Origin of the sequence: Achromobacter mucicolens, assembly GCF_902859725.1 — a bacterium.
GTDB lineage: Bacteria > Pseudomonadota > Gammaproteobacteria > Burkholderiales > Burkholderiaceae_B > Achromobacter > Achromobacter mucicolens.
The window spans coordinates 1-14,650 of the sequence record NZ_CADIJP010000028.1; the positions used below are offsets into that span (position 1 = coordinate 1).

A 14,650-nucleotide genomic window follows, 5' to 3' on the forward strand; every position below is an offset into this window, starting at 1 on the left:
AGGCGCGGCGGCACGCGCGCGTCCACCAGGCCCAACGCGGCCGCGCGGCGGGCATCGGCGCCGCGGCCGGTCAGCATCATGTCCAGCGCGGCCGGCGCGCCGATCACCTGCGGCAGGCGCAGCATGCCGCCCCAGCCGGGAAAGATGCCAAGCATGACTTCGGGCAGCGCCAGCGAGGCGCCGGGCTGGTCCGCCACCAGCCGGTAGCGGCAAGCCAGCGCCAGTTCCAGGCCGCCGCCCAGGCAATGCCCCTGGATCAGCGCCAGCGTCGGGTAGCGCACGCCAGCCAGGCGGTTCATGAGATTCCAGCCGCGCGATACCAGCCCGCGTGCCTGTTCGGGCGTATCCAGCGTCGCGAATTCGTTGACGTCGGCGCCCACGATGAAGCCCGTCGCCTTGCCGGACTGGATGATGAGGCCCTGGGGCGGATCCCGGTCCAGCGCGTCAAGCACCACCGAGAGTTCGGCCATGGTGTCGGCCGACAGGGCGTTGACCGCGCTGCCCGCGCGGTCGAAGGTCAGCCAGGCGACGCCGTCGGGGTCGTGGTCCAGGCGCCAGTGGGAAAGCGTATCCAATGTCGTCATGGGCGGTCCTCGTCCAGGGTTTCGACCAGCATCGCGCCGCCTTGGCCGCCGCCGATGCAGATGGCCGCCATGCCGCGCCGGGCGCCGCGGCGCTTGAGCGCATGCAGCAGATGCAGCACGATGCGTGCTCCCGAGGCGCCCACCGGGTGCCCGATGGCAATGGCGCCGCCGTCGACGTTCAGCCGCGCGGGGTCCAGTTCGCCCCAGGCGGGCGTGCCGAAGTTTTCCTGGCAGTAGGCCTCGTCCCGCCACGCGGCCAGGCAGCCTAGCACCTGCGCCGCGAAGGCTTCGTTGATCTCCCACAAGTCCAGATCATTCAAGCCCAGTCCATGGCGCTGCAAGATCGGCGTGGCCGCATGCACCGGGCCTAGCCCCATGATCGCGGGATCCAGTCCGGCCCATTGCGAATCGACGATGCGGCCCAGCGGGCGCAGGTTCCATTTGCGCACGGCTTCTTCAGAGGCCAGCACCAGCATGGCCGCGCCGTCGGTGACCTGCGAACTGTTGCCTGCAGTGATGTTGCCCCACGGCTTGTCGAACACCGGCTTGAGCTTGGCCAGCTTGTCGGGCGTGGAGTCTTCGCGCACACCGTCGTCCGCGGCGTGCAGCGTGCCCTGCATGTCGATGACCGGTGTGACCTCGGGCATGCCGGCGGCGCGGGCCGCCAGCGCGCGCTGGTGGCTGCGCGCCGCGTATGCATCCATGGCGGCGCGGTCGATATTGAACAGCGTGGCGACGTTCTCGGCGGTCTGACCCATCGACAGGCCCACGACCGGGTCCGTCAGGCCCTTGAGCAGGCCGATGACGGGGGCCAGGTGCTTGGGCCGGAAACCGCCCAGCGCCTTGAGCTTGGCGCCCAGGCCGCGCGCGGCGTACCAGCGCGACAGCCAGCGCACCATGCCGTCCGAAAACAGCACCGGCGCGCGCGACAGCGCATCGGTGCCGCCGGCCAGCACCAGGTGCGATCGACCGTTCTGGATGTTTGCAATGGCCGAATCCAGCGCCTGCATGCCCGATGCGCAGTTGCGCATGACGGTCCACCCTGGCACCCGATCGCCGCAACCGAGCCGCAGCGAAATCACGCGGCCGATGTTGACTTCTTCGGGCGAGGGCGCCGCGCAACCCACGATGACCTCGTCCAGGTCGGTGGGCGCGTAGGGCTGGCGCAGCAGCAGGGCGCGGCCGGCCTGCACCGCCAGATCCCCGGCGGAGAAGGGGCCCGGGCCCGTGCGGGCCTTCAAGAAGGGCGTGCGTGAACCGTCGACGACGTAAACCGGTTTGAATGCCATCCGCTACCTCCCTCAGGCGACCTTGCGTTCGGCCGTGGGCCGGTCCGCGTCGGCGGCGCCGAGGTCAAAGGGGAAATCATCCACTTTCACCACGGTGTCGCGCAAGCGGTTGCGGCGCTTGACCACCGCGTACTCTTCCGCGGTGATGCCGCCGATGGCCACCGCCGCGTCGGCGATGTCGCGCACATTCGCTTGCGGGTTTCCGTCCAGCACGCCGCGCTTTTCCAGTTCGCGGATCTTGGCTTCGATCGGCTCGGCGTCCAGCGTGGCGGCCAGCGCCTGCTCGATTGCGCCCACGGGCTCGTCCGCGGTGGCGGGCAGATGGCAGCCGGCGGTCAGGCGGTCGCGCGTGGCGCTGGGGCTGATGAGCAGCCGGGCCACGTCCTGGCCAAGCTGGTCCGATGGCGGGATCTGGCTGTGGCCCCACGGAAACACGATGCGGCGAATGATCCAGGCCACCGCCCGGTTCGGGAAGTTGTCCAGCACGCCGTCAAAGGCTTCCTGCAATTTGCAAAACGCGTCCTGGATGGACCAGTGCGCCAGCGGCGCGTCGGCGGCCTGCCGGCCTTCGTCCTCGAAACGCTTGAGCGTGGCGCTGATCAGGTACATCTGCGACAGCACGTCGCCCAGCCGCGCCGACAGGCGCTCGCGCCGCTTCAGGCTGCCGCCCAGCACCAGCATCGAGGTGTCGGCAAGCATCGCGAACGCCGCGGAATAACGGCTCAGCAGCTGGTAGTAGCGCTTCATGTCGGGCGAGACGTCGGCGTTCACGGCGACAAAGCGCGCCCCGGTCAGCGACGTGCCCAGCGCATGGAACGTGTTGCGCACGACGAAGCCCGCGTGGCCCCAGAACGCGGCGTCGAAATCATCCAGCCCCCGCTTGCGGTCCGGCGATTGCGCGGCCTGCATTTCGGCCAGCACGTAGGGGTGGCAGCGGATCGCGCCCTGGCCGAAGATGATGAGGCTGCGCGTCAGGATATTGGCGCCTTCGACCGTGATGCCGATGGGGATCTGCTGGTAGGCGCGGCCCAGGAAGTTGGACGGTCCCAGGCAGATGCCCTTGCCGCCGATCACGTCCATGCCGTCGTTGACGACCTGGCGCGCGCGCTCCGTGACGTGATACTTGACGATGGCCGACACGACCGAAGGCTTTTCGCCCAGGTCCACCGCGCCGGCCGTCATGGTGCGCGCGGCGTCCATCATGTAGGTGTGTCCGCCAATGCGCGCCAGCGCCTCTTCGACGCCTTCGAACTTGCCGACCGGCATGCGGAACTGGCTGCGCACGCGGGCATAGCCGCCCACGGCGCGCGCCGTCAGCTTGGACATGCCGGTATTGGAGGAAGGCAGCGAGATCGAGCGGCCCGCGGCCAGGCATTCCATCAGCATGCGCCAGCCCTGGCCGGCCATGGCGGGACCGCCGATGATGAAGTCCAGCGGCATGAAGACGTCGGCGCCGCGCGTCGGGCCGTTCATGAACATGGCGTTCAGCGGGAAGTGACGCCGGCCGGTGTCCACGCCGGGGTGGTCGTGCGGCACGAGCGCGCAGGTGATGCCCAGGTCCTTCTTGCCGCCCAGCAGGCCGTCCGGGTCGTACAGGCGGAACGCCAGGCCCAGCAACGTGCAGACGGGCGCGAGCGTGATGTAACGCTTGTCCCAGGTGACGCGCATGCCGATCACCTCGCGGCCCTGCCATTCGCCCTTGCAGACGATGCCGCTGTCTGGAATGGCGGCCGCATCCGAACCCGCCCACGGGCTGGTCAGCGCAAACGCCGGCACTTCCTCGCCGCGGGCCAGGCGCGGCAGATAGTGGTTCTTCTGTTCCTCAGTGCCGTAATGCAGCAGCAGTTCGGCCGGACCCAGCGAGTTCGGCACCATGACCGACACGGCCAGCGCGGAAGAACGCGTGGATAGCTTGGTCACGATTTCGGAATGGGCGTAGGCGGAGAACGCAAGGCCGCCGTACTGCTTGGGAATGATCATGCCGAGGAAACCCTCGGTCTTCAGATAGTTCCAGACGTCGGCGGGCAGGTCGAAGCGCTCTTGCGTGACGTTCCAGTCGTTGACCATGCGGCAGGCGGTCTCGGCCTGGTTGTCCAGAAAGCGCTGCTCTTCGTCGGTCAGTTGCGGGCGGGGATAGGCCAGCAGACGGCTCCAGTCGGGCCGGCCGCGAAAGAGCTCGCCTTCCCACCAGACGGTGCCCGCCTCGAGCGCGTCGCGCTCGGTGTCCGACATCTGCGGCAACACCTTGCGATACAGGTTGAAGATCGGCGCGGACAACAGCGCCCGCCGGATGGGGCGCACGCCCAGCAACACGGCGGCCAGGAGCGCAATGACAACCAGCGCGACGATGACTGCGTACATTTTCTTGTCTCCTCGTTGTTCTTCAGGTGCGTGGCGGCCTTCGAAGGAGGGCGCGCCGGCCGGGCGGACGGTGGACGGCGGTCAGGCGCCTCCGGGGCTTGCGTTCACGTGCGGCAAGGGCGAGCGCAGCCCGCCCAGCAGAAAACTCATCAGGCGCGGCAGAAGCAGTTCGCGGTCGTTGGGCTGCTCGGCTTCGTCGCCGGCCAGGCCGGTGACCGAGCGCAGCAGGTCGGTGCCCATGATTGCGTACGACGTCGCGCCCAGCATGAACTGGAAACGCCAGATGATCTCGGCGCGGGGCACGTCCGGCAGGGCGGCGAACAGCGCGTTGCGGTAGCGCGCGAGCACGTCGGCGTATTCCTCGGCGAACAGGGCCCGGATGAAATCCGTGGGATCGGTCATCGTGCGTTCCAGCAGCGGTAGGAACGTGCTGCCGGCCTGCGCGGGATCGGCGGCCAGGCGCAGCAGCGTGCCGAAGAACGCATCGACGATCTGCGAGGGCTTCAGGGGTTTGCCGCCGGATTGCGCCTCAAGTTCGTCCAGAAGGCGCATGCGCTCGCGATTCAGCACTTCCAGGCGGCGTTTGAGCACCGCCTGCACGAGTGACTCCTTGGAGCCGAAGTGATAGTTCACCGAAGCGAGGTTCACACCGGCCGCGCCGGTGATCTGTCGCATCGACGTCGCTTCGTGTCCTTGTTGCGCGAACAGGGACTCGGCGGTGTCCAGGATGGCTTCTCTCGTGGGTGTGGAGCGGATTTCTTGCATAAGGTTGAATTCAAACGTTTGTTTCAATGCATTATGCGGGAGCCTTGGATGAGAGGCGAGCCTCTGCTATCCCCAATAGGGTTTACCCCTAACCGTCGGCGGCCGTGGTGTCGCTTTTGCCGCATGCGCGCTTTGCATCGTGCGTACGGACGAGGCCCTGCCGGGAAGAAGCATGAGGCGCGGGCCGCTCGGGAGGTTGAGGTTTAGCCGAATGTCCTCGGACACCAGTCCTAGGATGAATGCGCTCTGGAACGCACGCTCAAAAGCCCGCAGTATCAGCGCGAGAACATGAAAGCATTGCCCCGGGTGTGTGCCGGGTGAGGCTCTGCGCAGTCACGGCGCGGCAGGCCAATCGCCCTGATACAGGAGCACGAGAAATGACGACGTACAAGGTGGGATTGCTGGTTGACGGGTATGAGCAACCCGGCTGGATGCACGAGATGGTTGAGTGGCTACTCCACAGCCAGGAGTTCGAGCTCACGGCGTTGCTGGTGATGAACGGAGAGGTCGCCGACAGTGCGCCGAGGCTGAGCGTGAAGGCGCTGTTCGGCACGCTGTCGCGCCTGGAAGGCAAGCTGCTGCCGCAGAAGCAGCGCGACATGCTGGCCTGCCGCGACATGCGCGACGGCCTGCAGCAGGCCGGGACGGCGGTCATTCCGCTTGCGCCCGGCGATGAGGACCCGCAGGCGCGCCGCGAGGTGCAGGCGCTGGGGCTGGACCTGGTGATCACGCTGGGCGCCTCGCTCGCCACGCGCTCGCAACTTGCCAGCTGGTCGCGGCTGGGCGTGTGGCAATTGAGCTATTCGGATATTGCGGTGGCAACCAGCCGTTATGCCGGCTTCTGGGAGGTCTTTCAGCGCGAAGATCACACCACCGTGAAACTCTGGCGCATCGGCGCGCGGCAGGAAGATGACGAACTCCTGGACCAGCGCAGTTTCAACACGGAAGTGTTCTGGCTGAAGAATCAGGCCCGCGCTTTCAGTTTGGGAAACTTCATGGTCTATGACGCCTTGCAGGCGCTGGCCCATGACCGGCCGGGCGTCGCGCCGCCCGCCATGCAGATCATGAGCGGTCCGCGCCGCGCCGATCCGGCAGAGTGGGACAGCGCCGCATATATTGCGCGCCAGGCGTGGTTAATGTCGGACCTGGTTGTGCGCCGCATCATGAAACGCAATGTCCGGTGGCGGATCGGTATGTTTCCCTCCGCGCGGCAGCAGGCGGTCGTATCGGAGGCGATGGTATTGCAGCCGCCCAAGGGGCGGTTTTTCGCAGATCCTTTTGTTTATACGCACGACAAAAAACCGTATATATTTTTCGAAGACTATGATTTTACGTCCCGCAAGGGCACGATCTCCGTCGCGACCTACTCCGACGGGGCTTTCCGGCTGTTGGGCACCGCGCTGAACCTGCCTTATCACCTTTCATTTCCGTATATTTTTGAACACGAAGGCGTGACATACATGGTTCCGGAAACGTGCGGAAATCGCAGTATCGAGCTATGGAAATGCACGGAATTTCCGCTGAAATGGGAGCTTGATGTTAATCTGATGACCAATATTTCTGCCGTGGATACGATTATTTTTAAACACGGGGAATACTGGTGGCTATTAACAAATATCGACCGGACTGACGGCCAAAGCCACTGCGACGAGCTGTTCGCGTTTTTCTCGGATTCGCCTCGCTCGACGACCTGGACGCCACACGCCTGCAACCCGATCGTGCGCAACCCGATGCGCGCCCGCAACGCCGGAATCGTTGTCTCGCCTGGCGGAGATGTGATCCGGTGCGCCCAGTACCAAGGCTTCTGTCACTACGGCAAGGGCGTCTCGCTGAACAAGATTGAGGAGCTTTCGCCTTCCACCTATGTCGAAACCGATGGCGAGATCCACTACGCTAACTTCCTGAGAAAACGCCATGCTTCAATGCACCATTGGCATCATCAGGGGGGGCATACGGTATTTGACTTCGCCTATATGGAGTAAATACGCCTGCGGGCGTAAAAATAAAAATGTTACCGTTATTTCGATTGCAGGGATCGCTCACCGGCGTGATGTGTCGACAGATACAAGTTGACAGCTTTCCCTCCCCATCCGGCACCCCAAGGCCGCGTCAGGCAGATGCCACGACGCGGCTTTTTTTCGTCTGTAACACGGGCGTTCCGGGCGTGGCAGGCCGGCAAACCGAGGCCGCGTCATAGGGAGAACCGCGGGTGCAATGGGGTGATGCTGGTGAAAACCCTAGCGGTAAAAAGGACGAGATGAGGTTCCTCATCCCTATTTAGGAACATGATTAAGGCTAACGATTGATTTCTGATTTTGTCGGATTATATCGCCCTGAAACGTCTTGATTTTGACAAATCCGAACCATAAGATGGGTTCCATGCCATCCGTTATGTTGGCTACCAAAGTCGACCAGCCTAAACGTCCCGGTTCAGCTTCATTAGATATTCCGGGATATGCGGACCACCCCCGCAAGGCTGGATAAATAATATCTTCAGCACAGCGAAGATCCCTTCTAGGCCCGTCGAAAAACCGGGAGGACACCATGGCCAAGATGGTCCTGATTGAAGCCCATCCGCTACTGCGGTTGGGGTTGTGGCAAATTCTTAGCAAGTTGGATGATGTGTGGGAGATCGAGGGGATGGGCCTTGCGGACGTGTCCAAGGCCGACGGCGTGCACGCGGGCGCCGATCTTCTGATCTATGGATTGCCAGTGGATACCGATGAAGCATGGAGCGCCTTGCACGAGATTCAGCGTGTGCTGACGCCCAAGCGGATTCTGCTTCTGACGGATGTCATGCCCTTGCCCATGCCGGTGCAAGGCCTGCCTGGCGCCAGTGTGTACGGTTGCCTGATGAAAACGGCTTCGGTCGAGATCCTCGAGGCCGCCATCCGCCTGGTGATGGCGGGCGGGCAATGCTTCCCCAGCGAACAGGCGCTGCAGGCTCCGGCCTCCACCGTATGCGCCTTGCCGTCGCGGGATGCGGAAGAAGGTGGTGCGAAGGGCGCCATGCCGGTCAGCGCGGGCGCACAGCTCCTGCAGATCACGCCGCGCCAGTACGAAGTGTTGGTGTTGCTTGCAAGGGGCTATCCCATCAAGACCGTCAGCCGGATGTTGAACATCTCGGTGGCAACTGCCAAGACGCACGCGTGCACGCTGTACCAACGCCTGCATGTCAAGAACAAGGGCGAAGCCGTGTACGCGGCGCTGCAACGCGGCGCGACCCTTGAATGGCATGAACCGAACGGGCGTGAAGTGGATGCCGGGCAGATCTATGGGCGCAAGCTCGGCTAAGCAAGGTTTGCGCTGCCTGCCCGGCAGCAGGAACGCCCGTTCCAACGCTGCCGGGACCGCGCATAGCCAATACGGCTAAGGCATAGAAAGCAGGTGTTCACGTCGCTGTCGCCTCGCTTTCCGCCACCAATCATCCTCCTGAACGAGATTCAGCGAACGTAGCCGCTGATAGCATGAGTTGTGTCCGCAAGCATGGATTGATAGGGCGAATCACTTAGTCTCGTCACTGCAATCCCAAGGCTGCGGACAGGATTCCCCTGAACCTGGCGACGCGCGTGAACCCGCGCATTGCGCGGCGTCGCGCCAGCGTCATGGGAACCGTAATGGGCCATGCGTCACAAGGTTCTTCCCGGGATGACAACCGTACTGATCGAAGACTACGCTCTGCTTCGTGTCGCAATTCAGCATGTGCTGGAACGTGTGCGCAACGCCGACGATATCCTGGCCATCTCGCCAGCCCACCTACTCAATATGTCCAGCTCGATCAACAAGCCAGTGGAGTTGCTGGTGATCGGTTGCAGCGGCACCGCGGAAGAGGACATCGGACTTCTATCGCAGGCCATGGCCTTTTTCATGCCCAGGCTGGTGCTCGTGCTGTATTCGGCGCTGGACCAGAGCGTGATGGCCGCGTGTGCGCGCGCCGGGGTTGCGGGCTATCTGCCCAAGGCTTCCAGCCCCGACGCGCTGGCCGCGGCAGTCAGCCTGGTGATTGCGGGCGGCGAATGCTACCCGCAACCCGCCGGCCGGCCGCCCAGCACCGCGCACGCGTCCGTGCAAGAGCTGCGCGAGCTCACGCAGCGGCAGGAGGAAATCCTGCAGCTGCTCGTGCAAGGCAAGACCATGCGCGAGATCGGCCAGCAGGTCGGCATCTCGGTCGCCACCGTCAAGAGCCACGCGCGCACGCTCTATTGGAAGCTGAACGCACGCAACCAGGCCGAGGCCGCGTACATCGCGGTGCAGATGGGACTGGTGCGCAGCTCGAATGGGCAGCCTGCGCCCGCCAAGGGCGACGCGAGCTGAGACGAGGACGTGAGTCAGGGCCTGTGCGGGTGGCGCTGCCGCCCGCACAGGCCCTGGCTTTTTTGTGCGCCTGACAGTTGTCGCAATAGAAGCAGACGAACTTCAAAATCGTACTTGTCTGATACCCAAGCCTGGGCAGGCGTGCCGTAATGGGCGCGCGCAGGCAGGGCACGCATTGGTGGCGTGGAAGGCCTGTGGTTCCCGGGAGCTCGACATTCCTATCCAGTCCGATTTCGCTTCGCATTTGCCATCGACGACAAGTCCTTCGACGTCGTCGTGTACACCTTGCGGGAACGTCTGTCCGAGGCCTTCGTGTTGCCTGTGGGCCATGAGGCCCCCGCTATGACAACGCCCCACAAGAAAGCGCTGGGTCCCGACCGCCCTAATGAAAAACAACTGGGCAAGGCCATCTCACCGCCATCGTGTCAGCGGTGTGTGCCCATCTACCCTTTGCGCTACGGCGTTGCAGAGCGCACCTGGGATAAAGGCGTGTTTCCCACGCTCAGCGCTGAGGGCTATCCCGCGCTGGCCGCTGGCAAAGCGTACGGTCTGCGCGTGCTGCGTCCAGGCACCTACGTTTACCTCTGCTACTTCCAGAACGGCCGGATGTGGACGCAGCATTATCAAGTCACCGACGACATGCGATTTGCGCGCATCTGGTGGACTCCTGCAGACGAAGAGGATGCCATCCCCGGACGGCTCGCTCGCCCCGAAACGGTCAGCGCCAAACCTTATCTATCTGCCCCAGCGACCAAAGAAGCAGACGTCGTCTACCTGCTGACCAGCGAAACGATGCTGACCCATGCCAGGCTCTGGAGCATCGAAAACGATACGGGCGGCATCCGCTCCAGGTTGGCGACAAAGGTCAGGCCCGCTGGTGGTGTTGAGCAACCCCACGTGTTCAACATCGCGTTGCTTGCTTACGCGACGCCGGAACTGCGACGACCCGACTTGAGTGGCAAGTCGGGGTACTACACATGGAGCGAGATATCAGCGCCGCAGTCGTTCCCCACCTACGAAACCGTCATTCCGGGCGCTCACGTCGAGCTGGCTCCGATCAAGGATATCGTTCCTCTGGCAGTCGTGCTGCACGACCCGATCGGCGTCATGAGTGAACTGGCGCATCTTGTCGCAGTTGCGGCGGCAGATCGGCAAGCTTATGAAATCGATAACAATCATGCCTACACAAGCGCCACCGTCATAAAACAGTACTTGCAGAGTGTTCAGAAGCGTGCGACCCCAGAAGCCTATGCCAAAAGGCGAGACCTGGTTCGCTTTGACGCGAACGATGACGCGGACCGCTTCCTTGGCAATGCTGTTCCATACATGCTCTCCTATGAACAGACAGTCAGACGAAAACAGGCCGACATTGACACACTGGTGAAGGACCTTGAAGGCTGGATCAGGACTGGCGGCAGCGCCATCGCCAAGGATTGGCAGGATGGATGGTTTGGCAAGGTGCTGTCCTGTTTTGACTTGGGTGCAAAAGAGAATGCACAGGACTACGAGCGCGTTGTTGCCCACTGCGTGGGTAACCTGACTCATAGCGAAAGTGGTCGATCGACGTACCGAAGTTTGTTGTTGGCCCCACCTGAAAGAAGTCCTGTCTGGTTGGCGCTAGCGCACGGCATCCCTGAGTTGCGCGCCAATTTCGCCAACCCTCCGCCGCTGAAGAACGTGCTGGACGTTGGGGTTGCGGCCTTTGCGCCCATCTTTCAACTGAATGTCTCCTATCCAGCGACCCAGTCCTCAGATGTACTCGTAAGCCAGATGCTTTCTCAGCTTGGTGATACGCGTTTGCCCGAGGCTACAGCCAGCAGCATCGTCCGGCGATTACGCCTGTATGCAGAAGTCCGTGTTGGCAACACCATTGTCACGTACCGCGTGTCTAGCGCCGAGGCGAATTTTCAATACTCCCAGTTCCACGGTGAACGAAGCATGAACACCGAACAACTAAGGAAGTGGGGTATTACCGTCAAGCAGCCATTGCGCAATCAGCCAGCGACGGTGCTCCTTTACGAAACAGTGCGCATCGGTGATCAAGCAACCCGTATTTCTCCTGCCCAACCGTCTGTGCACAATCGGCAGCCGTTCCAACTTGAAGGCAATGTTTTCAAGCGGATGCTGGATCAGGTTCGTCAAAGTAAAGCCTACGGCGCCGCGCAGACTGGGATCGTACGCGGGGAATATGGGTTCACAGGCCTGGCCGCCATTTCCGCCATCATGGCACTTCGGTCGTCCGTTCGAGATATCGCCAGTGGAAAGGTTGACCGATCATTTAATGGCGCCGCCAACGTCGCCAGTGCTTTTGCGGCAGTATCCGGTGTCATTAGCTCCGTTTATTTGATGAAGGGCGACCTGCTCCAATTACGCGCATTGGCGAAAGGGAAGTCGCTTGCCCAAGCGCGAGTTGCTGCATTTGCTTCTCGAGTACTAGCCGCATGGGCCGGCGCGGCAACAGCCGCTCTTGCGGCCCTCGCGGACGGATTACGCGCTGGCCACGCCTTCACGACGCAACAAAATGCCGAAGCGGGTCGGATGTATCTTGCGTCTGCCGGATGTGGGGTCTTGGCGGCTGCGGGGGTGTTTCTAAGCGCCTCAGGCACAGTCCTCGCCTTCATCGGGCCTGTCGGCTGGTTTGTGCTGGCGTTCATTGCCACCGTCGGAGTGGCATATTTCGGCCTCCAGGCCGCGCACGCCAAATTTCAGCCCGACGAAATTTGGTTGGCACACAGCTATTGGAGTGTAAGTGATAGAACATACCGATATAAATCGCTGGACCAGGAAATCACCGCATTTCACGGTGCCGTTTACGGCGTCCGCGCTGTAGCGAGTTGGGAGACACCTTCGAGGTCAGCAAGCGACATCGTAGTTCGCAGCATCCCAATTTACGGGCTCTGGTCAGACAGCGTTGATTTAAAACGCGCTATCGGCAAGGAAGGCGTAGGGATACTTTCGCTCTCTGTGGTTCTGCCTGGCTATCCCGCGTTGGGCGAAGACACGACGCTCTTAAGGCACGCCGATGTATTCAAATACACGCTGAAAGCTAAGCGCGGCGGCCAAATCCTGAATATGGTAGAAGGCCCCATCGCCGCCGCTCCGGGCTACCGCTTTCCTTATGACACGGAATGCATGGTCATTGCCAAGGACCTCATTCACGATGGCACCCGCCAGTTGAGTTGGCGAATTACTATGCGCCAGGACACGGAGGTGATGCTGGACTACTGCTACAGGCCAGATATCGTGAATCAGTCTAGTCTTGCATTTTTCCCGCTCCGGGAACCGCTTGTCTTTACGCGCGGTACGTGGCTCACAGATCCCATTGACGAAAAATTGGTCGCTCCAGTCCAGGAGCCTAAATAATGCGGACTGTAAAAAAGTCGGGGCAGTCCCGCCCTTCGTTCGATGAGATTCAGAGCAAGTGGCGGCTGTTTCGCTTCGCGAGCACGTTGTTGCCAGCGCTGCCCGATACGCAGGAACCCGCCGCCATCGTAGCAACACGGTTGAACGACCATTGCATCGAGGTCGTTTCCAATACGTTGCAAACTGAAGGTGCGGGATTTTTACTTCGACTTTTCACCTTCTTTGGACTGCTTTCGTTTTTTTTGGCAGTGTTCGGAGTATTCGGTGGCTGGTCTGCAGGTGTGCTCATACTTTCACTCGGTCTACCTTGCATGGGGCTTATATGGTTTTTTTTGCCATGCCTTTTGGCGCCACGTTATCGATACCGTTGTTCGAAAGTACGTTTTGACCGCCGTAGCCGTCGCGTCTACTACGTTCCATATCCTGAGGAAAGCTCGGATGCAATATGGGAACTTGAGTGGGATCGGCTTCAGGGCATCAGCTGGTCCACAGGTCAAGCGCAAGCGTATCTTTACCTTGTGGGCTATACCTGCAACCTGCCTGAGTCTCAATTGGTCAAGATACCCATAATGTTTAATGAGACAATTTTCGCAAGCCACATATGGGCTTGGCTTCACGGTTTTATGGACAAGGTCGAAGCCTTGCCCGCACCCAAAATTATCGCGTTCCCTCAAAATTCGCGTGATGTGCTTATGCGCTACGGCGGTCGTTGGATCACATGGTCCCTCACCACAAAGAAGGGACGGCTATGGTTGCCTTTGATGATCTGGGTGGATTTGGCGATTCTGCTGATATTCATGCCCGTCCTGGCGTTGCCGCAACTGATCGTTCTTCTGTATCCGGAGATCCGATTCACGGAAGAGAACGATCGACATTGTGGTTTTTCTGCGGATTGAACATGAATGGCAGGTAAGGGCGACGAATTGCATGCTGTCCCGCGACCGCCAACGCCTGCACAAAACCCGGCCCACGCCATTTTCAAGTATTTCCCCTCCCTCGCCCAGAAGCCTGAGTCATGCAAGCCACCAAGCAAGCCCGACAGCCGCGCCCGTCGTTTAGGAAGATCCAGGAAAAGTGGCGGCTATTTCGCTTCGCAAGTACGTTATTGCCTTTGGATCCTGCCGCTCACGAAGTACCAGCTATCCAAGCGACGCGTTTAAATGAAAATTGCATCGAAGTGGTTTCCGACACGCTGCAAGTGGAACTTGAGGGAGTGGGTCTTCGACTGCGAACTTTATTTGGGCTAGTTGTTCTTTTTATTGCATTAATCGTGGGCGTCGACGATTGGTTTGGACTGATTTGGGTGCCTATACTAGGTCTTCCGATCATAGGGCTTTTGGGGTTTTTCCTTCCGCGCGTGTTGCTGCCGCGATATAAATACCGTTCTTCGAAAGTGCGTTTTGACCGCCGTTCCCGGCGCGTGTACTACTTCCCTTATCCAGAGGAAAGCTTGGACGCGATATGGGAACTGGATTGGGGCCAATTGCAGGGCATTGATTGGACAACAGGTAGATCGCAACCGTATCTCTACCTTGTTGGTTATACCTGCAACTTGCCGGAGCCTCAGTTGGTGAAGATACCCGTAATGTATAACGGTGAGATTTGGGCGAGCCATATCTGGGCTTGGCTTCATCGTTTCATGGATAACGTTGAAGACCTACCTCCACCAAAGATCATCACGCTTTTTCAAAGGCCGATTGATGTGCTGATGCGTTATGGTGGCCGCTGGATCACATGGTCCTTGACTACAAAGCAGGGGCGGTTATGGTTGCCTTTGATGATCTGGGTTGATCTCTCGATTCTGCTGTTGTACATGCCGTCCTGGAGCTTGCCGCAACTAATTGTTCTTCTGTATCCGGAGATCCAATTTCCGGAAGAGAACAATCGACATTGTGGTTTTTCAACGGGCTAAGCAAGAAGCGCGGGGCAAGTCGCTCTCGATGCGCCCCGCACCCGCCAACACCTGCGCGAAGT

Annotated in this window: 10 protein-coding genes; 6 read left to right on the plus strand and 4 right to left on the minus strand. The window is 61.0% G+C overall.

Going from position 1 to position 14,650, the window contains the following annotated elements; translation table 11 throughout:
• The 4 genes from HV786_RS25330 to HV786_RS27400 form a co-directional block, all read right to left on the minus strand.
• Positions 1 to 584: enoyl-CoA hydratase-related protein (locus HV786_RS25330; protein ID WP_175212002.1), on the minus strand; the 584-nt coding region annotated here is incomplete at its 3' end.
• Positions 581 to 1,873: an acetyl-CoA C-acetyltransferase gene (locus HV786_RS25335; RefSeq protein WP_175212003.1), complete on the minus strand. Its 1,293-nt coding sequence runs from the start codon at positions 1,871 to 1,873 to the stop codon at positions 581 to 583. The genes HV786_RS25330 and HV786_RS25335, both read right to left, overlap by 4 nt.
• A 12-nt stretch (positions 1,874 to 1,885) precedes the next feature.
• Positions 1,886 to 4,234 carry an acyl-CoA dehydrogenase gene (locus HV786_RS25340; RefSeq protein WP_128828669.1) on the minus strand — a complete coding sequence of 783 codons (2,349 nt, stop codon included), beginning with the start codon at positions 4,232 to 4,234 and terminating at the stop codon, positions 1,886 to 1,888.
• Positions 4,235 to 4,315: 81 nt separating this feature from the next.
• The gene (locus tag HV786_RS27400; protein ID WP_056323661.1) at positions 4,316 to 4,999 is read right to left on the minus strand and encodes a TetR/AcrR family transcriptional regulator; all 684 of its coding nucleotides are present in this window, start codon (positions 4,997 to 4,999) and stop codon (positions 4,316 to 4,318) included.
• Positions 5,000 to 5,376: 377 nt separating this feature from the next.
• Here HV786_RS27400 and HV786_RS25345 point away from each other — a divergent pair, with 377 nt between their 5' ends.
• The 6 genes from HV786_RS25345 (at position 5,377) to HV786_RS25370 (ending at position 14,588) form a co-directional block, all read left to right on the plus strand.
• Positions 5,377 to 6,981, plus strand: a complete 1,605-nt coding sequence (locus tag HV786_RS25345) for a glucosamine inositolphosphorylceramide transferase family protein (RefSeq protein WP_128828668.1) — start codon at positions 5,377 to 5,379, stop codon at positions 6,979 to 6,981.
• A gap of 562 nt (positions 6,982 to 7,543) precedes the next feature.
• Positions 7,544 to 8,293 (plus strand): response regulator transcription factor, encoded by a 750-nt coding sequence (locus tag HV786_RS25350; RefSeq protein WP_062839173.1) that lies wholly within the window; start codon positions 7,544 to 7,546, stop codon positions 8,291 to 8,293.
• 354 nt (positions 8,294 to 8,647) lie between these two features.
• Positions 8,648 to 9,313 (plus strand): helix-turn-helix transcriptional regulator, encoded by a 666-nt coding sequence (locus HV786_RS25355; protein ID WP_056323669.1) that lies wholly within the window; start codon positions 8,648 to 8,650, stop codon positions 9,311 to 9,313.
• A gap of 183 nt (positions 9,314 to 9,496) precedes the next feature.
• Positions 9,497 to 12,676, plus strand: coding sequence for a toxin VasX (locus HV786_RS25360; protein WP_128828667.1), 3,180 nt, complete (start codon positions 9,497 to 9,499; stop codon positions 12,674 to 12,676).
• Positions 12,676 to 13,572: a hypothetical protein gene (locus tag HV786_RS25365; RefSeq protein WP_128828666.1), complete on the plus strand. Its 897-nt coding sequence runs from the start codon at positions 12,676 to 12,678 to the stop codon at positions 13,570 to 13,572. Before HV786_RS25360 ends, HV786_RS25365 begins: the two co-directional genes overlap by 1 nt.
• Before the next feature lie 119 nt (positions 13,573 to 13,691).
• Positions 13,692 to 14,588, plus strand: coding sequence for a voltage-gated chloride channel family protein (locus HV786_RS25370; RefSeq protein ID WP_128828665.1), 897 nt, complete (start codon positions 13,692 to 13,694; stop codon positions 14,586 to 14,588).
• Positions 14,589 to 14,650: the final 62 nt, after the last annotated feature.

Coding starts and splice junctions, on each gene's coding strand:
- HV786_RS25335 (WP_175212003.1), bottom strand. CDS start 1,873: ATGGCATTCAAACCGGTTTACGTCGTCGACGGTTCACGCACGCCCTTC.
- HV786_RS25345 (WP_128828668.1), top strand. CDS start 5,377: ATGACGACGTACAAGGTGGGATTGCTGGTTGACGGGTATGAGCAACCC.
- HV786_RS25365 (WP_128828666.1), top strand. CDS start 12,676: ATGCGGACTGTAAAAAAGTCGGGGCAGTCCCGCCCTTCGTTCGATGAG.
- HV786_RS25355 (WP_056323669.1), top strand. CDS start 8,648: ATGACAACCGTACTGATCGAAGACTACGCTCTGCTTCGTGTCGCAATT.
- HV786_RS27400 (WP_056323661.1), bottom strand. CDS start 4,999: ATGCAAGAAATCCGCTCCACACCCACGAGAGAAGCCATCCTGGACACC.
- HV786_RS25340 (WP_128828669.1), bottom strand. CDS start 4,234: ATGTACGCAGTCATCGTCGCGCTGGTTGTCATTGCGCTCCTGGCCGCC.
- HV786_RS25350 (WP_062839173.1), top strand. CDS start 7,544: ATGGCCAAGATGGTCCTGATTGAAGCCCATCCGCTACTGCGGTTGGGG.
- HV786_RS25370 (WP_128828665.1), top strand. CDS start 13,692: ATGCAAGCCACCAAGCAAGCCCGACAGCCGCGCCCGTCGTTTAGGAAG.